This is a genomic window from Barnesiella intestinihominis YIT 11860, from assembly GCF_000296465.1.
GTDB lineage: Bacteria > Bacteroidota > Bacteroidia > Bacteroidales > Barnesiellaceae > Barnesiella > Barnesiella intestinihominis.
Window position 1 is genome coordinate 606,927 of the sequence record NZ_JH815203.1, and the last position, 22,165, is coordinate 629,091.

At 46.2% G+C, this 22,165-nt stretch carries 14 protein-coding genes; 4 read left to right on the top strand and 10 right to left on the bottom strand.

The features are described 5' to 3' along the window. Positions 1-62: 62 nt before the first annotated feature. From pdxA to HMPREF9448_RS02575, 10 genes are all read right to left on the bottom strand, one after another. Complete coding sequence (gene pdxA / locus HMPREF9448_RS02525) at positions 63-1,163, bottom strand: 4-hydroxythreonine-4-phosphate dehydrogenase PdxA (protein ID WP_008861014.1); 1,101 nt, start codon at positions 1,161-1,163, stop codon at positions 63-65. A gap of 123 nt (positions 1,164-1,286) precedes the next feature. After that, the gene (rlmN, locus tag HMPREF9448_RS02530) at positions 1,287-2,312 is read right to left on the bottom strand and encodes a 23S rRNA (adenine(2503)-C(2))-methyltransferase RlmN (RefSeq protein ID WP_008861015.1); all 1,026 of its coding nucleotides are present in this window, start codon (positions 2,310-2,312) and stop codon (positions 1,287-1,289) included. 95 nt (positions 2,313-2,407) lie between these two features. Then, on the bottom strand, positions 2,408-4,504 hold the full coding sequence (locus HMPREF9448_RS02535; protein WP_008861016.1) for a SurA N-terminal domain-containing protein: 2,097 nt from the start codon (positions 4,502-4,504) through the stop codon (positions 2,408-2,410). Positions 4,505-4,622: 118 nt separating this feature from the next. Next, positions 4,623-5,882, bottom strand: coding sequence for a hemolysin family protein (locus HMPREF9448_RS02540; protein ID WP_008861017.1), 1,260 nt, complete (start codon positions 5,880-5,882; stop codon positions 4,623-4,625). After that, on the bottom strand, positions 5,879-6,529 hold the full coding sequence (gene lptC, locus HMPREF9448_RS02545; protein ID WP_008861018.1) for an LPS export ABC transporter periplasmic protein LptC: 651 nt from the start codon (positions 6,527-6,529) through the stop codon (positions 5,879-5,881). The genes HMPREF9448_RS02540 and lptC overlap by 4 nt, the downstream gene beginning before the upstream one ends. Positions 6,530-7,207: 678 nt before the next feature. Beyond that, positions 7,208-8,869: a thiol protease/hemagglutinin PrtT gene (locus HMPREF9448_RS02550; RefSeq protein ID WP_008861019.1), complete on the bottom strand. Its 1,662-nt coding sequence runs from the start codon at positions 8,867-8,869 to the stop codon at positions 7,208-7,210. Between the two features lie 2,132 nt (positions 8,870-11,001). Beyond that, positions 11,002-12,420, bottom strand: a complete 1,419-nt coding sequence (locus HMPREF9448_RS02560) for a hypothetical protein (RefSeq protein WP_008861021.1) — start codon at positions 12,418-12,420, stop codon at positions 11,002-11,004. A gap of 16 nt (positions 12,421-12,436) precedes the next feature. Beyond that, the gene (locus HMPREF9448_RS02565) at positions 12,437-13,315 is read right to left on the bottom strand and encodes a hypothetical protein (protein WP_008861022.1); all 879 of its coding nucleotides are present in this window, start codon (positions 13,313-13,315) and stop codon (positions 12,437-12,439) included. Positions 13,316-13,334: 19 nt separating this feature from the next. Next, a complete protein-coding gene (locus HMPREF9448_RS02570) occupies positions 13,335-14,804 on the bottom strand; it encodes a RagB/SusD family nutrient uptake outer membrane protein (protein WP_008861023.1) in 1,470 nt (489 codons plus the stop codon). 23 nt (positions 14,805-14,827) lie between these two features. Further along, complete coding sequence (locus HMPREF9448_RS02575) at positions 14,828-17,812, bottom strand: SusC/RagA family TonB-linked outer membrane protein (protein WP_008861024.1); 2,985 nt, start codon at positions 17,810-17,812, stop codon at positions 14,828-14,830. Positions 17,813-18,728: 916 nt separating this feature from the next. On the opposite strand from HMPREF9448_RS02575, the gene HMPREF9448_RS14580 reads away from it, so the two are divergent. The 4 genes from HMPREF9448_RS14580 to HMPREF9448_RS14585 all read left to right on the top strand — a co-directional run bounded on the left by HMPREF9448_RS14580 (position 18,729) and on the right by HMPREF9448_RS14585 (position 21,899). After that, the gene (locus HMPREF9448_RS14580; RefSeq protein WP_157260319.1) at positions 18,729-18,887 is read left to right on the top strand and encodes a hypothetical protein; all 159 of its coding nucleotides are present in this window, start codon (positions 18,729-18,731) and stop codon (positions 18,885-18,887) included. 298 nt (positions 18,888-19,185) lie between these two features. Beyond that, the gene (locus tag HMPREF9448_RS02580; RefSeq protein WP_008861026.1) at positions 19,186-19,914 is read left to right on the top strand and encodes a type III pantothenate kinase; all 729 of its coding nucleotides are present in this window, start codon (positions 19,186-19,188) and stop codon (positions 19,912-19,914) included. Continuing rightward, a complete protein-coding gene (locus HMPREF9448_RS02585) occupies positions 19,901-21,145 on the top strand; it encodes a hypothetical protein (RefSeq protein WP_008861027.1) in 1,245 nt (414 codons plus the stop codon). Before HMPREF9448_RS02580 ends, HMPREF9448_RS02585 begins: the two co-directional genes overlap by 14 nt. A gap of 574 nt (positions 21,146-21,719) precedes the next feature. Next, the gene (locus tag HMPREF9448_RS14585; protein ID WP_157260320.1) at positions 21,720-21,899 is read left to right on the top strand and encodes a hypothetical protein; all 180 of its coding nucleotides are present in this window, start codon (positions 21,720-21,722) and stop codon (positions 21,897-21,899) included. The last annotated feature ends 266 nt before the right edge of the window (positions 21,900-22,165 follow it).

Sequence of the window (22,165 nt, forward strand, 5' to 3'; positions counted from 1 at the left end):
CATTTCCACACTCAAAAACGATGTTCGACACAAACCCTTTTTTCTTCTTCCAAGAAAACGACTCATTCACCTTTATCGGTATCGGACGTCAGGTCGAGCACCTCCTTATCCCCGCTTTTATCGAAATACTGTTTCCTTAACGGAGACGCTGTTATTTCTTTATAAAAAGAACGATTACGGAATACATCTATCGCCAAATAAAGAGCGTGACGGAACGACTGCTCGTCGGCTCGGTTCTGTCCGGCTATGTCGTATGCCGTACCATGATCGGGAGAAGTACGAACTACCGGTAATCCGGCCGTATAATTCACCCCGTCTTCCATCGCTATCGCCTTGAAAGGCGCCAATCCTTGATCGTGATACATAGCCAACACACCGTCGAATTGACGATAATGTCCGGTTCCGAAAAAGCCATCGGCCGGATAAGGGCCAAAACAAAGCATTCCTTTGGCATTGGCCTCTTGAATGGCTGGCTTTATGATTTCAATCTCTTCTGTTCCCAAAAGTCCGTCGTCTCCGGCATGAGGGTTTAACGCCAACACGGCAATCCGAGGCTTTACCACACAAAAATCCTGCCTCAACGACTGTTCAAAAATTTGCAACTTTTCAAGAATGGTTTCCTTCGTAACAACAGACGAGACTTTCGAAACAGGCACATGCCCCGAAACCAAAGCGACCCGTAAAGTATCGTTCAACAATATCATCAACGCCTTTTGTCCGTTCCCCAAGCGACGTTCAAGATACTCGGTATGTCCGGGAAAATCAAACTTATCGGACTGTATGGCATGTTTGTTTATGGGAGCCGTCAACAATACGTCTATCGAACCAGCTTCCATATCGGCAGCAGCTCGTTCAAGAGCGGCATAAGCAGCCTCCCCTCCTATTGCCGTAGCCTTTCCTATTTCCACTTTCACATCGTCGTCGACACAAGTAATCAAATTCACTTTATTTTCATCGGCTGCCGATGCATCGCTAATAATATTAAAATTAACAGCCGGAATATCGAGAGCCTTCCGGTGATAGGCGGCAACCTTAGCCGAACCATAGACGACAGGTGTACAAAGCTCCACGATATGTGGGTCGGACAATGTTTTGAGGATAACCTCATACCCTACTCCATTGATGTCACCCTGGGTAATTCCCACTTTTATTTTACATTTCATAACTCCAAATCTTTATAACTTAATTTTCTCGGCATACGATCGCCGACCTAATTTGAGCTCACTAAGGTAACAAAAATCCACGATATACCCTGCCGGATATAAGAACTATTTAAAACCCCGATTCTATTTCTTGTTTTTCTCGGCCGTAGACAACATACCGCAAGCCGCAAATATATCTTCTCCTCTCGAAGCCCGTATAGTCGCCACTACCCCACGGTTATTCAATCGATCCCGAAAAGCCTCCATCGATTGCATATCGGTACTTTTAAGAGTTACTCCCGGAATAGCATGAAACCGTATCAGGTTCACCCGGCAATCCATACCTTTCAACAAACAAGCCAATGCATCGGCATGATCCAAACTATCATTGTACCCGTTAAACAAAATATATTCGAAAGAAAGCCTACGTTGGTGAGAAAAGTCGCGCCGACGCAATAAATCCAAAACATCGGTCATCGGGAATGCTTTCTCCACAGGCATAATTCGCAAACGCTCCTCCGGGAAAGGAGAGTGAAGACTCACGGCCAAATGGCATCGGCTCTCATCGAGAAAACGACGTATGCCGTTCAAATGGCCTATCGTAGACACGGTGATTCGCTTCGGGCTCCATGCAAAACCCCATTCCGATGTAAGAACAGACAGAGCCCTCATCACCTCGTCGAGATTATCAAACGGTTCCCCCATACCCATAAATACCAGATTCGTCAGTTTATCGCTATACTCCACCGAAAGAATCTGATTAATTATTTCGGCAGAAGACAAGCTACGCTTAAAACCCTGTTTTCCGGTCATGCAAAAACTGCAATTCATCTTGCAGCCCACCTGCGACGACACACACAAAGTAGCCCTGTCGCGATCGGGAATATAAACCGTTTCCACAAAATCATCGCCTCCTACCCGAAAAAGATATTTTATCGTTCCATCGGTAGAACGAAGAGACTGAACCGGAGCCTCCCGGCCTATATCATAGCGCTGCGACAATAACTCCCGATGCTTCAACGAAAGGTTCGACATGCCCGCAATATGATCTATACGCTTTTCATAAAGCCACGAAGCTATCTGTTTCGCCGCGAAACGAGGCAGTCCGTTCACCTCGGCTACCGTCTGTAACTCCTCTAACGTTTTTCCCAACAAATGTTCCTTTTCCATAACTATCGAGAGATTCTACAACACAAATGCAAAGTGCGTGTATCGAGCCGATAGCCACGATATACGCACTCTGTGTTTATCAAAAAATCCGTTTATTAGAAGAAACGAATCATCGTATTTTCTATTTCCGCTTTATCCCGAAGAACTTCCATCAAGCGACTATTGATGAGATAGCCGTAATTCTGCTGAATCTTCTGAGTTTCTGTCTGGGCATCGAACGGTTGTTCCGAAACGGTTTTGTCCGTAACCGTAAACACATACACCCCTCTCGATCCCTTCACTGGACCTACGAGCTTTCCATTCTCCGAAACGGGAGCCAAACCGCTCAACACCGGTTCGTAACCGACACCTGCGATAGACGGGGAAGAGAAAGACACGAACTTGGCGCTATCCACTTGTGCCTTCATAACCTCGGCATATCCGGCCAAAGAATTGAGATTCTTCGATTTCAAGTCACCGATAATCTTCTCGGCTTTCTTATCGTTACGAATCTGCATAGCCAATATATCTTTCACTTGTTCCAGAGGAGCATATCCTTCTTTCGTAATGTTGTCAAGAGCAGCAACCACGAACGAGTTATCGAGAGTAAAGATTTCCGAAACCTCGCCTTTGTCGGCATTAAACGCCCAACGAATGGCTTGACGGGCATCATTGATTCCGGGTAATGAATAATCTTCGGCACTGCATTCATAGCTGTTAACCGTATATCCGGCCTCTTTTGCCCCCGTATTGAATTTCTCTGCATTATTATTGGCTGCACTATAAGAAGACAACTGGTTATAAAGAGCGGTATGAGTTTCTGTACTGGGATTGACAGCCAAAACATAAGCCGCTACTTTGGCTTTTTTCACCGGAGCCGTACGCGACAATATTTGTACAATGTGTTCCCCGCCCAAGCTCTCGGCCTTGAAATAACCGTTTCCATTCTCGCTAAATACTTTGTTGATGAAAGGTCTTCCCACGCTGGAAGCCATATTTTCCATTAACCAAATTTCATCATTCCCGTTGTATTTCGGAGCAAGTTCGGCGAAACTTCCTCCATGATTCAACACATTCAAAACGCTATCGATCTCTGTCGAACGGGGTTGAAACGAAAGCAAACGAACTTTGATCGAATCCGGGGCGACCTTCGTATCCATCAAACGATACATCGTATAAGTATCGTTTTCGAATTCCATCGGAGACGATTCATTTACACTGGCCGTTTGTGCAAATTTTTTCATTTTTTCGGGCATCGACGAAATAGCCACGAAAGAATCGTCATAAGACTCATCGGAATTATTGGCGATAAAAGCCACCACATCGTCCGTCGTAGCGAATACCGATTCGTTCATTTCTGCCTTTTCCTTAGCTTTGGCATAATCGGCCTCACTGGGTACGATATTTACCGTGATGTATTTGATCGAACGACGTTCGGGCGTTTTATAAAACGACTTCATCTTGTTGTATTCGGCTTTAAGCTCACCGTCGCTTACAGCGATCGTCGAATCGGCAATCGATGTATACGGTTGTAAAGCATAAGCTATATTGGCCGAAGTTTTATTATCCTCGAACGAATTTTCAAGATCCAGCTTATTCGGCATAATCGCACGATTCAATAAATTGGCAAATTTCTGAACGGCACGATTTTGTTTAACCTCCTGTTCGAGTCTGAGCCACATTTGGCGTTGAGGCTCTATTTGTGCGAGCAACTCCGGTGTATTGTATCCATGAGATTCCGGATCGAGAACCACCTGCATAAAATTAAGCAAGCCTTGACGGTCGAACTCTCCGGTTTGAGGATTCGTAAAATACTGGCGCACTTGCGGAGATATATTGTCACCGCTTAGCAAGTCGGCAAGTTCTTCTTTGCTGACAATGATTCCCAGTTCTTCAAGTTCCTCGCTCAACAATATTTCATTCACCATCTGGTCATAAACCTCTTGATTGATACGGGAAACATACCCTTCGGGCAAAGTCATTCCGCGTTGTCCATACATTTGTTGTAATTCATCTGTACGTACCTTTACACGTTCTTGAAATTCTTCGACTCCGATATTCGTCCCGTTCACGACAGCGACTTTGTTTTGATTCATGGCGTAGAAGGTATGTCCCGAATTCAGGAAGTCCCCTACGATAAAAGCGAGCAAGGCGACCCCTATAATTACCACGAGCAGGCCGGCTTTACTTCTGATTTTGTTTAACGTAGCCATTTGTTACTTTGAATGAATTTTAGTTTTATATTTTATTATTTTTTTATCCTCTTTTACTAAGGGCACGAAGATACAAAAATTTGGATTTATATCGGCAGCGAAAGTACAAAAAAATCTCTTATTTCTCTATTTTCATGCGTACAAGTTCTATTTTCGTAGCTTTTCGTTGTAAAATAGTAAACCGGTAATTCCCTATTTCCACGGTCTCTCCGAGCCTCGGCAATGTCTGATAATGATACAAGATATACCCGGCGATCGTGAGATAATCGTCCGATTCGGGAATATCCAATCCGAAATCCTCATTGATTCGCTCGATTTCCATACGTCCCGAAAACTCGAATTCGTCGTCGCTCACTTTACGGGCGACAAGATTTTGAGTATCATGTTCGTCCTCGATGTCTCCGAATATTTCCTCGACCAAATCTTCAAGAGTTACCAGTCCGGCAGTTCCCCCGAACTCATCGACCACAATAGCCAAACTTTTCTTCTGTTGCATCAAAGTGCGCATCAACTTATTGGCCAACATGCTCTCGGGAGCGAAAACAGCCGGGCGAATACTCTTTTTCCAATCCTCGTGCCGACGAAACATCTCCGATGCATGGATATATCCCAGAATATTATCGATATTCTCGCGATAAACCACCACTTTGGATATGCCGGTACTGATGAACGTTTGCAACAACTCCTCCACCGTAACCTCGTCGATATCCACAGCCACGAGTTCGGTACGGGGTATCATGCAATCCCGTAAATGAATATTCGAAAAGTCGAGAGCATTTTGGAATATTTTCATCTCCGGCTCCACCGGTTCGCCCGAATCAGATTCTTCTATACTTTTCTGGATAAACGAGTCAAGTTCTATCTTGCTCATCAGGGCTCCATAAGGTTGATGTGCGATCTTCACTCCCCCCAGTCTCATCACGCATTTGGAAACGACAGACGTAAACTTCGAAATCGGATATAAAACGACATAAAGCAACCACACGAAAGGAGAGAAAAAACGCATCGTCGCATTCGGGTTAACACGGAAAATCGTCTTGGGCAAAAATTCACCCACGAACAAAATTAACAAAGTGGACAGCAACGTCTGCATCAAAACGACAAAAGCCTCCTGATTCCACACCAAAGCTATGACCGGCTCCAAAAGAGCCGCCATGCCCATACCGTAAATAACCAAAGCTATATTATTGCCCACCAGCATGGTCGAGATAAACTGCTCCTCGTTTCCATAAAACAGCCCCAATATCTTCGACATCATGCCCTGCTGTTTCATATCCAGTTCAACCCGCACTTTATTCGACGACACGAAAGCAATCTCCATACCCGAAAAAAAGGCCGAGAAAAGCAACGCTATGATAATAATCAAAATCCAATTCATGGCTTTATCGCTTGTTTAGGAACGGCGACACTATCGACCTTCGCCGAATCGGGAGGGACAGAATCCCGCTTGATAGGGAATATACCGCTGGTACGACGGATTTTATACCGGGTCATCTGTTCGTTAGACGTAAACCCATACCCCTCGATGACTTCGTCCGGAGTTTCTATATGAATGAACGAATCGGAGTAAATCTCCCGTTTACGCTGATCCCAAAAGATTTGAGACGTAAGAAAAACCTCTTCTTTCGTATTCTCTATACGCACATTCCGGTCGAGCCGCCACAACTGTTTGTTCTTAAAATAAATAGCCGTATCGCCCTGAATAAGGGCCTCGGTAGCGAAAACAGAATCGAACTTCTCCACATGCAATCCCCGAGGGAAATACCAGTATGGCTCTTGGGCGTTCTCATACATCAACCATTCGGGAGCATTGATACGATACCTCGTCACACCCGAATCTGAAATAAGAGTCATGACATCGAGCGTACGCAACGTAGGAACTTCCGCGGCATCTTCGAATCCCTTCACCACTTCGTTCTTAGGCCCCGAACACGCACTCCACAACAAAGGAAAAGCGACAAACGCCACCACCCACAAACGGGAGATACTGATAAACCACCTATCGGTATTTTCTTTTTTTGCCATTCCAGATAAACTATGTCACAAAATTATAAATAGTTACACGGCTCTCCAAATAATCCCACGAAATTATCCTCTTGGCAAAGCCAATCCTTAAAACAGCAGAGGATTCACATTCCACTATCGGAAAGATATTTTAACCTCCCCCCTGCCGTGCCCCGCAGCCTTACGAGGAGCTACAAAACAACATAGGGAGAAAGACCACTTTTCAATCCTCTCCCCCTGTGTTCCTACAAGGAATATAGGGGGAGTGCCCGTAGGGCGAGGGGGTTAAAAAGACGGAGGGGTTAAAAAACAGCGACAGCAACAGAATCAAGTATCCCCTCCTCCTCTGTGTTTTGCACAGCAAAATATAGGGGAGGTGTCCGAAGGACGGAGGGGTTGAAAAACAGCGACAACAACAAACCGGGTATCACACTCCTCCCCTGCCGTGTCCCGCAGCCTTACGAGGAGCTACAAAACAACATAGGGAGAAAGACTACTTTTCAATCCTCTCCCCCTGTGTTCCTACAAGGAATATAGGGGGAGTGCCCATAGGGCGAGGGGGTTAAAAAGGGAGGGGGTTGAGAAAGAAATCAAAAGCACGGGGAAAATACCCGCCTTTATCGGGCGGTAAAGACACAAGGGATTAAAAAAACGCCCCGGTTCCCCGAGGCGTTTCCACACTATGGCTAATCATACAAATTATTTCACGATAAACGATTTTACCACAACTCCCTGCGACGTAGAGTATTGCAACATATAGCTGCCTTTCGAAAGATTCGAGACATCGACAGTCGTCACGTTATCGTCAATCTCACCGCTTTGCAACGCCATACCCGCCACGTTATAGATAGCATATTTGCCTTCGGCATAAGGTACTTCTATCGTAAGTACATCGGTGGCAGGAACCGGATAAATTTTAACATCTTCGGCAAGCACTTCGTCGATACCCGAAGTCGAAAGCTGCAAATCGAATTTCTTTTCATAAGAATTACGGCTTTCTTTATGAATCGCCTTGATATAAACAGTTTTGTGAACGGCTTTGTCCTCGATCAACTTTGTCGTATAGAGCTTACCGTCACGGACTTCGTAACTCGGTTCGGCATAAGTACCGCCGAATTGCATCATTCCTTTCAGTTCGAATTCATATTCGGCATCAGGCATGTCGCTCAATACCGTGACATCGGCGACTGCGACTCCCGCCGGAGTTCCTATTTTCACGCGAGTCGTACTCAGGCGTATGTCATACGGGGTTTCCGATTTCGGAGCCACCCCTACGACCACTCTATGATTATCGGGATAGGATCCTTGTACATGGTCTCCTAAGTTATCTAACGTGTAAAATCCATTATTTACACCTCCCCAGCCCCAATTTACATGGTAACTGGTAAATCCGTCCCAGCCGTCGAGGTTAAAACAGTGTCCCACTTGGTTCCCTTCGTTACCGGCATAGATGACCGCACGACCTCGTTTCAACTCGCTTTGAATAAGCTCGTGCCATTCATTGTCCTTTCCGGCATAATCTATGTCGCGAGAATAGGTCGTACATGTCTCCGGGAAACCGTAATAGTGTCTGAAATACCCCGGGATATTTTGTGTTATGGCTCCTGAACCGTCTGCACCGTATTCCATATCGATCAACACCCCGCAATGGTACAACAATCTGGCTACCTCGCTATAATTATTGGCTCCCGATAAAATCGCATCCCAATCATAATCGGGTTCGTTGTCGAAATTGACCGACAAAAAGCCGGCATTCGTCGATGTATAGGATTTCGTTCCCTGTCCCCGCAACGGATACCGCACTACGGTCAGAGCCTGCCCCATAGCTACGGCCACGCAACCGACGTAGGCTCGACCGCCCGGACCGCCGGACATTTGAGGACAAAGACTATTGTAAGGTGAATCTTGATTCCATGCTACTGTTATCAGCGGATCGATTCTATCCTCTGTCGCACGGCTTACGAGATCGCCCGCCCAACGATAATGACGTTGGAGAGCCGGGGTTTGACGAGCTATTTTTATTTGGTCGGTATATTCTTTCAACCAACCTTTTATCCATTCCGGTTGGCCTTCCGAAACATACTCGCTATCGAACGAATATCCCAATAAGGGATCTACGGTATCTTCGGCCGAAATCAAAGCCCACCCACCTTTTTCAAACCGAATGATATAATACATCGGCTCATTTCCTTGAAATATGGTTTCCACTTGGGCTTTACCGCTTTTAAACAGAACGCCGCCCCGTTGACTCAACAGCATATTGGCCGTCTCTACCGCCGTGCTTTCGGGCACTACCGCCGCATAATTCCCACCTATCCATGAGAAAAGCACTGCCACTAATAACAATAATCTATATTTCATAATCGGTTTTGGGTTTCGTTTTACAAATATATTTTTATATTGACTGACAAAAATAGGCAATCCGAATATATTCTGCAACAATTTAACATTTTCTATGTTTTTTATCCGACAAAATGAAGTATTTATTTTCTTTACACGGCAATACCCTCGTAACAAAAACAGAATTACCCCCACTCCCCCAATATTTCCGTAACAATATATAGGGAAACGCCCAACAGGGCAAGAGGGTTAAAACAGAGAAATACCACTTTCAATCCTCTCCCCTTGCCGTGCCCCGCAGCATTGCGGGGTGTCGCACAGCGATAGGGGAGGTGTCCGGAGGACGGAGGGGTTAAAAAACAGCGACAGCAACAAAATCAAGTATCAATCCTCTCCCCCTGTGTTCCTACAAGGAATATAGGGGGAGTGCCCATAGGGCGAGGGGGTTAAAATACAGCGACAGCAACAAAATCAAGTACCAATCCTCTCCCCCTGCCGTGCCTAGCAGCATTGCGGGACGCTACAAAACAATAGGAAGAAAAGGCTACTTCTCAACCCTCCTCCCCTGTGTTTTGCGCAGCAAAATATAGGGGAGGTGGCACGCAGTGACGGAGGGGTTAAAATACAGCGACAGCAACAAAATCAAGTACCAATCCTCTCCCCTGCCGTGTCCCGCAGCATTGCGGGGTGTCGCACAGCGATAGGGGGAGTGCCCGAAGGGCGAGGGGGTTAATAAACAGAGACAGCAACAAAATCAAGTATCAAACTCTCCCCTGCCGTGTCCCGTAGCATTACAGGGTGTTTTGCAACGCAAAATATAGGGGAGGTGGCACGCAGTGACGGAGGGGTTAAACCAGACAATCAAAAAATTCTTATGCTATCTTTTCAACCCCTCTTCTCCGGAACTTCGTTCCTTCGGTCTCTCCCCTATACCGCTACGCGACACAGGGGAGAAGGTTGAATAGTTCCCGCTCACCACATAAAAAATGCTAGACCATGAAAGAAAAAGAATCTCCCTTCCTCCTATATTCTGAAAAAAAATAGGAAAGTCAACTCTTAAAATAAGGATTCACGTTCCACTATCGAAAGGATATTTTAAAACTCCTCCCCTGCCGTGCCCAGCAGCCTTACGAGGTGTCGTATATAAAATCGAAGCAGAAGCGAAAGGGGAATACATCTCACCCTCCTCCTCTGTGTTTTGCGCAGCAAAATATAGGGGAGGTGTCCGGAGGACGGAGGGGTTAAAAAACAGCGACAGCAACAAAATCAAGTATCAAACTCTCCCCTGCCGTGTCCCGTAGCATTACGGGGTGTCACGTATAAAATCGAAGCAGAAGCGAAAGGGGAATACATCTCACCCTCCTCCTCTATGTTTTGCGCAGCAAAATATAGGGGAGGTGGCCGAAGGACGGAGGGGTTAGAAAAGAATAAAAAAAGAGTCGATGTCTAAAAGAGGAATAAGTAAATAAGGATAAATTTATGTTGCATCTTTATAATATCTATCAATCTGAATACAAGATAGATAAAAATTATTTATTACAAAATCGATAAATAATTAAGAAATCACTATAAACTAATTAAAAATATGCTTATATTTGTGTTGATACCGTAAATGGACTCGCGGTGGTATCGAACAGATATACCACGAGAGGAGGTTTTATATAGCCTCCGGTCCATGATGATGCAAATAGCGATTTGCATTAGGAGTCCATTTACAGTATCAATTACTCACTCATCAGGGTCGGAGGCTTTTTTATATAAAAAGCGATGACAAAATATTCTTTCTTACGGCTTAGATTATTAAGAACAATCCGGGAGTGGATTTGTTCAGCGAACATGATTGATATAGAACATTTTACAAAAATATTCTATTCACTCGGCGAAATCGATCGGTCTATTGTTAAAAAATACATACACGGAGATTCTATAAGAAACATCTCCCGATGTCTCGGCTATTCAGAGTCCTTTATTTACGAAAGGATATACAAATTTCACAAGAAAATACGAAAAGTTTCTCGTCACGAGAAGGCACAAGATTTCGACTAAATCCAGCTTCCGCAGATTTACTCTACAACGACAGACTCGGTACTGACAATAACAAAGCAGCCGATCTCTAAAAGACCGGCTGCTCAATAACTCTATCCTTAAAAGGATCAACGAATACTTTTCATTTTAAGATTTTGTCTGATAAGGGACTGCATATGAAGTTTTTCTGTTGCAGACAACGGTTTCATTTCCGACAATTTCATCTCGTTTTTCAACAACTTTATCGACGACGGGATATTAGTATTTGCGGCTGCGGCTTGAACAGATCCTTTAAAGAAGAGAGATGCATTCCACAAATCATACCACCCTAAGCTAAAATTGCTGTCACTGGGGTCGGCATCGGCATTAAAGCAATAAAGTCCACACCAACGATCTTGCGCATACACAACCTCGTCGCCTTGTGCTTTTTCAGCGAAGTTTACATATTCAAAATTATCGGTTTCACTCTCTGGAAGTCCTGCGAAAGTGAAAATAGCGTTAACCATTCCGACATTAGTTTCTACCTGCATAACTCCCATAATTTGTAAATCAGCAATTCTAAAACCATTATCGGTCACTTCGGCTTCCAGTTGATTGGGATACCCATCCTTAAAATAGAAATGGTCTATTACAAGAGTATCAGGATTATTTGCATGTTTTAATGAAAACTCAGTATCGAATCCCATAGGTGTACTTCCGGGTTGTTGTGTTTGAAGATCATATTGATAGAACAAGAATCCGAATGTACCTGTAAAATCACTTTCTTGTGCAGCGGTATACTCCCAATAAGGAGCCGCAACGGTTTGAGTTTCTTCATCGACGCCACCAACCAATGCAGCAGACTGATTTCCACCGGCATCAGCGAAAGCACCCTCGGCAAAATCGAGGAATACATACGATACGGCTTCGTTCTCGTCGAACACTACACTTTCAGGCAAAGTAATCGTAACAGACTCATTATTGATAGCGACACTCTCGATCGTACCGTTGGCATAAGAGGTAAGGTTACCCTTCGTCACATCGTAGGTGATAGCACCGCTTCCTCGAACAACGGTCTCGTTGAAAGTCAAAACGACACTGCGTCCGCCGTTCGTAGCTTTATATTTATTACCGTCGGGAACGTTCACCAAATAAGGAGCCTCTTCGTCGGGCAATTCGACAGATGCCGAAGCCACAGCCCCGCAAACGCCTTTTTCATTGGATGCCACGGCATATACATAGTACGTAGCCCCTAAATTCTGGTTAGAAAGCGTACCGCTCACGCTGGGTTTTTCGGCAGCTTTCACCAATGTAGAACCTTCGTATTTCGCTTGCAACAACTGGTCGGGATCGACAGTCATCGCCTCGTCGGTCACAATATAAGAATAATATACGGTTCCCTCTGCCGGAGTAATGGTTACCTTGAAAGCATCCACGGCTGTTTTTTCAGCCGTCACCGTTACGGCAGGACCTTCGCCCATATCCACCGGCGTAAAGTCTTCGAATTCGGTGCAACCTGCCCCCATGAGGCAGATTGCAGAGAATAATCCTATAATATATTTTTTCATTGCTCTATGATTTTAATTATTCTTCAACTTTTGTCAATGTAAGAGTCCTTACGCCCGTGAGATAACCAACAGTCTCACCCCCGGACGCAGCCGAAGCCAACACGAATGTATTTATGGCAATCGTGTTATTCGACACGTAAGCCGTCGCCGAACTTGCGCCATTGAAATCGAGGGACAAAGTATAAGTGCTACCATAAGTACCCAAATCCTGACCGGCGTTAATCGTTATCGACTTGAAATCGGCACTTACCGTACCCATTACCGATTTGTAAACAGCTCCACTCTCTGTCGGAACGATCTGCGTAAACCAAACTCGATCTATATAGTCTGCATCTTTCACGACTTCACAAGTCCAAGTGAATGTTGCACCATTGTCGTCTTCGAACGGCGATACACCCGAAGCCGTATAAGTTCCCAAGATTCCGGCAGCGGCCAGCGGGTGGTCGTCATCGCTGATCGTGACGGTAGTCGTGTAGTTCGCACCTAAATTACAGCCTTCGGGAGCAGAAAGTTTGATATCGAAACACACATCGCCATTATAATCGTCGTTATCGATAGGTTCGATCGATATGTAAGCGACCATCTCGCCGTCAGCGGTAAACGACAAAGTATTCGACGTATTTTTCAAACGGTAATTCACGCCCTCTTTCGCAGCGTTTTTACCGGCATAGGCAGTCGTATCGATTTCAAAACCCACCGACACATCGAGCCCTTTGGAAGCCACCAATGAAATGGGGATTTTAACCTCTCTAGCTGCATTCTCGGCTATGGAAGTGGTCTTGCTGTCAAAAGCCACGAATGCATCTTTGTCGCTGAACATAGGAGTATCCACCGATTGGCACGAAGCTAACACCCCTCCTACAACAGCCGCATATATAAATTTACTTATTTTCATAATTGTCTTCTATTAAAATTTATTTGCTTTGATAACCGGGATTCTGATCCATGTTTTTGTTATTCAAAATATCGTTCTCGGGAATTGGCAATGCCCAACGATAGCTCGGGAAATCGATATTTTTCGTGAGCGGATCCAAGTCGTAATCGGTCCGAACCAACGACTTCTGCAATCGTTTCATATCGAAGAATATATGGCCCTCGAACAAGAACTCCTTGCGGCTTTCCTCGAACAGGTTATCGAGCGTCACCGTGGCGTAAGCCTCGGCATTACGGTTCGTGGCTACGCGGTTCAAATCGTCGATAGCGGTTACGCCCGATACCGTGGCTCCACGGGAAATAGCCTCCGAACGTATCAGATACATTTCCGAGATACGCAACACCGGCACGTTATTGTAGGCCAGCAGGCCGCCTTTGCCGGGATACTTGGTCGACCAGCGGTAGCCCGGATATCTGCTGTTGGTTTTCGTCAATCCGGTCAGGCGCACATCGGTTGCGTCATACAAATCGATAAGGTCGTTCGACACACGAACGTCGCCGTAACCGGCTCCGCCTGCAACTTCGGGTGCTGTCAAATAGTCTCCGAGGTCACTGCGGCTGCCGTCGCTCTGGGATACGTAAACTTCAAATATGATTTCGCTGCCCGATTGGGGGGCTACGTCTACCGAGCCGTCCCACATCGATACGAAGCGGTCGCCCGAAAGCAGACGAAAACGCCCGTTCTTGATCACTTTCGTCGCATAATCGGCGGCCAACTGCCAATCTTCGTGGTGCAGATACACCCGTGCCATCAAGGCTTGGATAACCGGTTTCGTCACCGTGGCCACGACATCTTTCACCCCGGCGCGCACATAGCTGTCGCTCATCAGGCGTTCGGCTTCCACCAAGTCGGGTATAATGAGGTTTTCATACACTTCCGCTACCGTGTTACGGGAGGGACGGGCCGAGAGGTCGTCCTTCAACACGATGGGCACACCCATCGCTTCTACTCCGGTAATACCGTTTGCCTTGATATAACCGTAGGGTTGGGCGTAAACTCGTACCAAATCGAAGTAAGCCAAAGCACGCAAGAACAAATTCTCGGCTTTGATGTTGTTGATTTGCTCGTCGCTTACCCCGTCGCGCGAGAATTTTCCTTCGTTAATCGCCGTGAGTGCTTTATTACAGCCCAGTATCGCGCTATATGCGCTCGACCAAAGGCCCATCGTGCTGGTCGAAGTATAGTTCCATGCCGGTTCCATACGCATACGTCCTGTATTGACCGGGCCTACCATACCGTTGCCGCACATCACATCGAATGTCAACGGGAACGATGCCCCATACCACGAGATGACTGCCCGATAGTTACCCGCCGTCGCTCCGTCGATCCCTTCAAAGGTCGACAGAGCCAATTCGTCTGACTGATCCATAGGCGGCTCCTTCGTCAGGAAGTCCTCGCAGGAAGAAAGAGCCAACGCTAAAACTGCTATCGATAAAATTATTTTTTTCATTGTAACAATTCTTTTTTAATTGATTAGAAAGTAATATCCACACCCACGATCATCGAACGGGTCATCGGGTAACTGATGATGGTAGCACCCGAGGTTCCGTGTTCGGGATCCCAGTAGTTCATGTTGTGGAACGTATAGAGGTTCAATGCGCTGGCATAGATGCGAACACCGCTCATCAATGCCTTTTTGGTCCATTTCGAAGGCAAGCTGTATGCCAGCGTAATATCCTTGATACGCAAGTAGCTGCCATCTTCGAGATAACGGGTAGAAATAGCAGAGCTGTTGCTCGAATTGTTGTAAACCGGTTTCGGCAATACATTGGTGTCGCCCGGTTTCTTCCAATAATTCATGGCGCCTTTCCAAATGTTCGAATCGCCGTAAGAGCCGTCTGCTTCGAACAACGAACGGTCTTGGTTCAACACCTTGTTACCATAGCGGGCTTCGAGCTGAATGCCCAGCGATATGCCTCTCCAAGAAAGCTCGGTATTGAAACCGCCCGTCCACAGAGGTTCGGGAGAACCGGCATTGATACGACGAGCCTCTCCGTAATTCTCGGTCAACAGCCCCTCTTCGTTACGCCACAACGCGTTACCGTTCTGAGGATTCACCCCCGCATAGTCATACAACCAATAGGTATAAAGCTGTTCGCCCTTGACATAACGCAAAGTCGTTCCTATAAAATCCTGACCCGGAGCAAGTTCGAGCACTTTCGAACGGTTGGCCGCAAAGTTCACGCCGGCCGTCCATTTGAAGTCGTTGGTATTGAAAATCTCGGCATCCAACTGAACCTCCACACCGCTGTTGCGAATCTTACCCACGTTCTGGGCCTGCGAAGCAAAACCGGTCGTATAGGGCAGAGGAGACGCGATCAACATATCCTCGGTACGACGGGTATACCAGTCGATAGAACCGTTCAAACGGTCGAACAGACGGAAGTCGATACCGATATTGTGAGTCTTGTTGGTCTCCCAAGTCAATTTGCGGTTCTGCAACTGAGAAGGCAACTGACCGGTAATACCGTTGTACACGACATCGGAGTACAGACCGTAGTGAGCGTAGGATGCAATATTGTCGTTACCGTTCACACCATAGCTGTAACGCAATTTCAATTGATTAAGTACCGATTTGATATCCTGCATGAAATCTTCGTTGTGAATATTCCACGAAGCGCTGGCAGCCCAGAAAGTACCCCAACATCTGTCGGGACCGAACTTAGAGCTACCGTCCGTACGAATAGAACCTTTTACATAATAACGGCCTTTGTAATTGTATTCGGCTACACCGAAGAAAGAAACCATCGCCGCTTCGGTAAGACCGTCACCCACTCGTTGGTCTTCTACCGAGACACCCACAGAGTGGTAGGGACGTTGCTGGTTCACATGATAAGATATACCTTGCAAGAAAGAAGACTCATATGCATTGGCTTCCTGACCGATCAACACATTCACCGAATGGTCGTCGTTGAACAGGTCGTCATAAGCGATCGTATTCGAAGTAGTCAATATGCGATATTGGCTCTCGGCCGTGTTCAAAGAAGCTCCGTAAGAGGCAGTGTTCACGAAAGCCGGACTGTAAGCGCGGCTGGTAGTCGTGGCATACTCGATAGAGTTGTTGGTACGGAACGTCAGTTGCTTGATCGGTTTCCATTCCAAATAAACGGTTCCGTTGAATTTATACTGCTTGTCGTATTTGTCTTGTTCGCGAATAGCGGCGATCGGGTTCACGTTGAACACGAAAGGCAAATCGAAGTTGTAGCTTCCGTCCTCGTTGTAAGCGTTCATGGTCGGAGCCAAAGCCATACCCGAATAGAAGGGGTTCGTAGGAGCCAAACCGCTATCGCCCAACAAACTATTTTGCACATCGGAAACCTTCATATAACCGCCATGCAGACGAGTTCCCATTTTCAACCATTTGTTCAACTCGGTATCGAGGTTCGCGCGAATCTGCATCTTCTCGAAACCTACGGTCGGCACGATACCGTTCGTTTTATTATAAGACAATGAAGTATAGTAAGTAGTCTTGCCCGCACCGCCCGAAGCGATCAGCTCATACTCTTGCAAGCTGCCGTTACGCGTCAACTCTTTCATCCAGTTGGTCGCGCGTCTGCCGGCCATAGCCTGCGGAAAATAATACTCCGACGAGGGATCATCGGGATTATACCCGGCATTGATACGGGCATCGCGTTGATATTGCACATACTCTTCGAGGTTGGCCATGCCGAAGTCATTGTCATTGGCAAGCGTGGACACACCGTAGCGGGCACGGGCGGTAATCTTGGATTTCCCCGATTCTCCCGATTTGGTGGTAATCAAAATCACACCGTTGGCAGCACGCGAACCATAGATAGAAGCGGCAGCGGCATCCTTCAACACCGTCACCGAAGCTATATCGCTGGGGTTGATCAAGGCAATCGCGTTCATACTATTGGAAAGTCCGCCTACATCACCGCTTTCCACGGGAATACCGTCGACCACATACAAAGGGTTGTTACCGGCGCCGATAGAACTGGTTCCGCGCACCCGAATCGTAGCCACAGATCCCGGTTGCCCGTTGCTCGACGAAACCGACACACCGGCCATTTTACCGGAAAGCATCTTGTCCACCGAAGTCTCGGGGATAGAAGCCAGATCATCACCATCGACCGTCGCGATAGAACCGGTTTTGGCCTCCTTCCGTATCGTCTGGTAACCTACCACCACGACATCGTCGAGAGTATGATCGGCAGAATTCAATTTAACGACCATACCATTACGCGCAAAAACCTCCTGTTTTTCCATACCGATGTAGGAAATAACCAAAGTTCTCGATGCCCCGGCAGGGATCTTGATTGTAAACTTACCGTCCGTGTCGGTAATAGTAGAAGCATTCGCGCCCTTCACCAAGATAGACGCACCGATAACCGGCTCGTCATTCTCTGCCGACAACACCGTACCGGAGATACTCGTTTGAGCCACCGCTAACGAAATGCCAGCCAACAGAGCGCACAATAACAATGTTAATTTTCTCATACGACTGAAATTAAATTTAAATAAACGATTATTCCTTCTTCTTTTTTCACATTACACACACTCGACAATCTTTGTCAAGTTTTTTTTCATTACACACTACTAACACTAAAACTTTTCTTTCCTTTTTTAACCTTATTATATATATAAAACTTAATAAAAATAGCGAATCTCTATGCTCAAATCAACTTCTCATAGAAGTATTCAGCATGCAAAGATAACAAAAAAACCACAATATAAAAATCAAATTGAAAGAAAACATACCTTTCGGGCTTTCTTTTTGATAAAACCCATTCTCTTTTTTCGGAGATTCATAAATATACATTTTTCACAACAAGACTAACTTATTAAGAAACAATATAATAGATAATTCTTAATTTAATTATAAAATAATACGAGAAACAAGAAGTATTCTATGTTAATAAAATATAAAACAGAACCTACTATAATCGTATTATCGCCAAATAGCGCTAATCTTATCAAAATTTTAACTCAATTCGTTTATTCAATTAACATTCGACACTTCTCCCCCTCCTCCTCTGCCGTGCCCCGTAGCATTACAGGGTGTTTCTCCCTCCTCCTCTGTGTTTTGCGCAGCAAAATATAGGGGAGGTGTCCAAAGGACGGAGGGGTTAAAGAAACAGAAGGGGTTGAAAAAACATCGGCAGCAACAAAATCAAATCTCACACTCTCCCCTTGCCGTGCCCCGTAGCATTACGGGGTGTTTTGCACAGCAAAATATAGGGGAGGTGGCCGAAGGACGGAGGGGTTAAAGAAACGGAGGGGGTTGAAAAAACATCAGCAGCAACAAACCGGGTATCACACTCTCCCCCTGCCGTGTCACGCAGCATTGCGGGGTGTTTTGCACAGCAAAATATAGGGGAGGTGGCACGCAGTGACGGAGGGGTTAATAAAACAGATGGGGTTAGAATACAAGCAAGAGCACAATCCCCGATTCCGCCTTTATCGGGCGGTGAAGTCACAAGGGAGACGGAGGGAAAAGGGCGAGGACTGTTTGAGCGGAGCGAGTTCCGCAGACCCCGACGGCGACCGTAGCGACGAGCCAAAAGCCCGATAACCGCGGCAGCGCTTCTTTGTTCGTTCTTCTCGCTGCTGAGAAGAACGAACAAAGAAAGCGAATTAGTATAACAAGGACTTTCTTTCCCTGTCAAAGAAAGTCCTTTGTATCCCCCCTACCCAACCTCACCGAGCAGAAAAAAACAGCCCCATTCCGAAAACACAAGCGTATAAAAAGGGAGTTGAAAAATAAAAGAAAATAGACAAAATCGCCCCATTAGTATAAATCTGAGAAAAAAAAGAACCGTTCATGCATGCATACACATTCTCTTTTGTACTTTTGTCTAAAATTTTAAGCTGTGAATCTTATCATCGATCAAGGAAACTCGATAACCAAAATGGCACTCTTTCGGGCAGGACGATTGCAAAATGTCTATTTCTACCCGAAATGGGACTCAACGACCGTTATCGACTTCTTGGATGCTCACGAAGTCGATGCCGCCATATTCTCGACAGTGACCGAGTACGATCCCCAAGCCATAGCGATACTGCAACAGCGACTACCCTACTTTTTAAAATTCGACCATTCATCGGAACTCCCCATTAAAATAGGATATGCCACCCCCGAAACATTAGGTCTGGACAGAATCGCCGCAGTAGTGGGAGCCGCCATGCAATGCCCCGACAAAGCAGTGCTCATCGTCGATGCAGGCACATGCGTCACCTACGATCTACTCACCGCCGACGGTACGTTTGCCGGCGGAAACATAGCACCGGGCATCCGATTGAGATTACGGGCCATGCACGAACACACGGGAAAACTCCCCCTCATCGACGATGCAGGAGAGACACCCGAAATAGGATTCAGCACCGAAACCGCCATGCGGGCAGGAGCTGTGCTCGGCGTCGCTTATGAAATAGAAGGATATATAGCCCGGTTAAACAAGGTTTATCCCGACCTTTTCGTTTTTTTAACAGGGGGAGATGCCTTAAAATTGGCTGCAAAAATAAAAAGTCGCATCTTTGTGGACGAAAACTTGGTACTAACCGGCTTAAACAGAATCTTACAAGAAAATGCTAAAATATAAAATTCTCTTTATCTGCTTGTCGATAGGGCTCGTCGCCTTTGCCCAAAACGGGACAAGCTCGCCCTATTCCAGATTCGGATATGGTATTTTGGGTGACAACGCCATAGGCGCTCAACGAGCTATGGGTGGCGTAGGATATGCCTTGCACAACAATCGGCAAATCAATGTGATGAACCCGGCTTCCTATGCAAGCATGGATTCGCTCACTTTTCTTTTCGATATAGGACTCACCTATCAAAATACAATCACCAGAGAAGGCTCGCTAAAAGAAAACAGCCAAAGCGGGTCGCTCGACTACATCGTCATGCAGTTTCCATTGGGACGGTACATGGCCGGTAGCGTGGGGCTCCTGCCCTATTCCAATGTAGGCTACTCTTTCATAAACAGCATAGACAACGGCTCGGATAGCCGGTCGGGCGATGGCAACATCTCACAAGCCTATGTGGGAGTAAGCGGTAGACCCTTCAAAGGATTCTCGATAGGAGCCAACATCAGCTACCTCTTCGGCAACCTCACCAACACCAACACCGTAGTACCGGAGAGCGGCAGCAGCGGCATTTTCGAAACCATGCTCAAAGTACGCGACTACCATTTATCGTTCGGAGCCCAATACGCCATAGAATGGAACAAAAAGCACACGATCACGCTCGGTGCGGTTTACTCCCCCGGGAAAACCCTATTGGGCCGGGCATACACCAGTACCTACGATGTAAGCTCCAACACGACGATCGATGCCGATACCCTGAAAATGAAAAATAATTATTCATTGGCCTCGACATACGGCGGCGGTATCAGTTACAACTACGACAAACGCCTTACCATAGCGGCCGACGTAACCTACCAGAATTGGGCCGATGCCAAATTTACGAATCTCACCGCCGGACAATTACAATCTTCCAAAGGACAATTCAATAACCGATTAAAAATAGCATTGGGAGCCGAATTCCGTCCGAAAAACATGGGAGGAAACTATTTCGAACACGTCAACTACCGGGCAGGTATCTTCTACAATCGCTCTTATCTGAAAATAAACGGGAACGATATGGACGAAATCGGAGCCACTTGCGGTTTCGGTTTTCCCCTTGCCACAGACAAATCGGTAGTCAACGTATCGTTCGAGTACATCAATCGCCAATGCACCCCCGTTAAACTCATTACCGAAGACCATTTCAGAATATCGGTAAGCCTCACTTTTAACGAGATGTGGTTCTGGCAACGCAAGTTCGAATAAAATTCTATTACCCATAAAAACGACGAAGCGATTGCGTCAAAACTAAGAAGCTGTTTTAAATTTATTCCGAGACAGATTGAGCCCTATGTTGAAGCGGATTGGAGTCCGAGATATGCAGTCAATAGCGGGCTATTGACAAAAATCAAGGGATTCAAGATGCGAGACAGGGGCTCAACATGGCCGGAACATACCTGCTTGCAATGATAATATTATTTCTCAATAAATTTAAAACAGCTTCTAAATGACCCTTCTGAAAAGTCACAGATTGTAACCGCTAAACCCCAAAGAGCCGTATCAAAACTCTGTTTCGAGCAATGATACGGCTCTTCCTTCGTAAAATTGTTTTTACCTCCTTCTTACCTTTTTAGGCTGCCCGAATTTTCATCTAATCTCTCCCCCTGCGTTGCGAAACAATATAAGGAAAAAAGATCTATACCCAATTTCGTTTCCGCTACCAACATTACCCCACCTCCCCTGCCGTGTCCCGTAGCATTTCGGAGCATCTCAGTTATCATTTTATCGGAGATATTTTAAAACTCCTCCCCTGTGTTTTGCATCGCAAAATATAGGGGAGGTGGCACGCAGTGACGGAGGGGTTAAAAAAAACAGCGACAGTAACAATCCCCGATTCCGCCTTTATCGGGCGGCGAAGACGCAAGGGAGACGGAGGGAAAAGGACGAGGACTGTTTGAGCGGAGCGAGTTCCGCAGCCCCCCCGACGGCGACCGTAGCGACAAGCCAAAAGGCCCGATAACTGCGGCGGCGCTTCTTGGTTCGTTCTTCTCGCTGTTGAGAAAAATGAACAAATAAACGATCTTTTTCAACCCCTCTCCTCAGAAACTGCCGTTCCTTCGGTCTCTCCCCTATATTTCCCTACGGAAACACAGGGGAGAAGGTTAAATAGCTCCTGCTCACCACATAAAAATACTAGACCACAAAAGAAAAAGAATCCCCTCCTCCCTATATTCTGAAAAATAAGAAAGTCGGCTCTTAAAACAGCAAGGATTCACGTTTCACTAT

Bases quoted from the DNA above. Each gene is read 5' to 3' on its own strand.
- pdxA (WP_008861014.1), bottom strand. From the start codon at position 1,163: ATGAAATGTAAAATAAAAGTGGGAATTACCCAGGGTGACATCAATGGA.
- rlmN (WP_008861015.1), bottom strand. From the start codon at position 2,312: ATGGAAAAGGAACATTTGTTGGGAAAAACGTTAGAGGAGTTACAGACG.
- HMPREF9448_RS02535 (WP_008861016.1), bottom strand. From the start codon at position 4,504: ATGGCTACGTTAAACAAAATCAGAAGTAAAGCCGGCCTGCTCGTGGTA.
- HMPREF9448_RS02540 (WP_008861017.1), bottom strand. From the start codon at position 5,882: ATGAATTGGATTTTGATTATTATCATAGCGTTGCTTTTCTCGGCCTTT.
- lptC (WP_008861018.1), bottom strand. From the start codon at position 6,529: ATGGCAAAAAAAGAAAATACCGATAGGTGGTTTATCAGTATCTCCCGT.
- HMPREF9448_RS02550 (WP_008861019.1), bottom strand. From the start codon at position 8,869: ATGAAATATAGATTATTGTTATTAGTGGCAGTGCTTTTCTCATGGATA.
- HMPREF9448_RS02560 (WP_008861021.1), bottom strand. From the start codon at position 12,420: ATGAAAAAATATATTATAGGATTATTCTCTGCAATCTGCCTCATGGGG.
- HMPREF9448_RS02565 (WP_008861022.1), bottom strand. From the start codon at position 13,315: ATGAAAATAAGTAAATTTATATATGCGGCTGTTGTAGGAGGGGTGTTA.
- HMPREF9448_RS02570 (WP_008861023.1), bottom strand. From the start codon at position 14,804: ATGAAAAAAATAATTTTATCGATAGCAGTTTTAGCGTTGGCTCTTTCT.
- HMPREF9448_RS02575 (WP_008861024.1), bottom strand. From the start codon at position 17,812: ATGAGAAAATTAACATTGTTATTGTGCGCTCTGTTGGCTGGCATTTCG.
- HMPREF9448_RS14580 (WP_157260319.1), top strand. From the start codon at position 18,729: ATGGGGTTAGAATACAAGCAAGAGCACAATCCCCGATTCCGCCTTTAT.
- HMPREF9448_RS02585 (WP_008861027.1), top strand. From the start codon at position 19,901: ATGCTAAAATATAAAATTCTCTTTATCTGCTTGTCGATAGGGCTCGTC.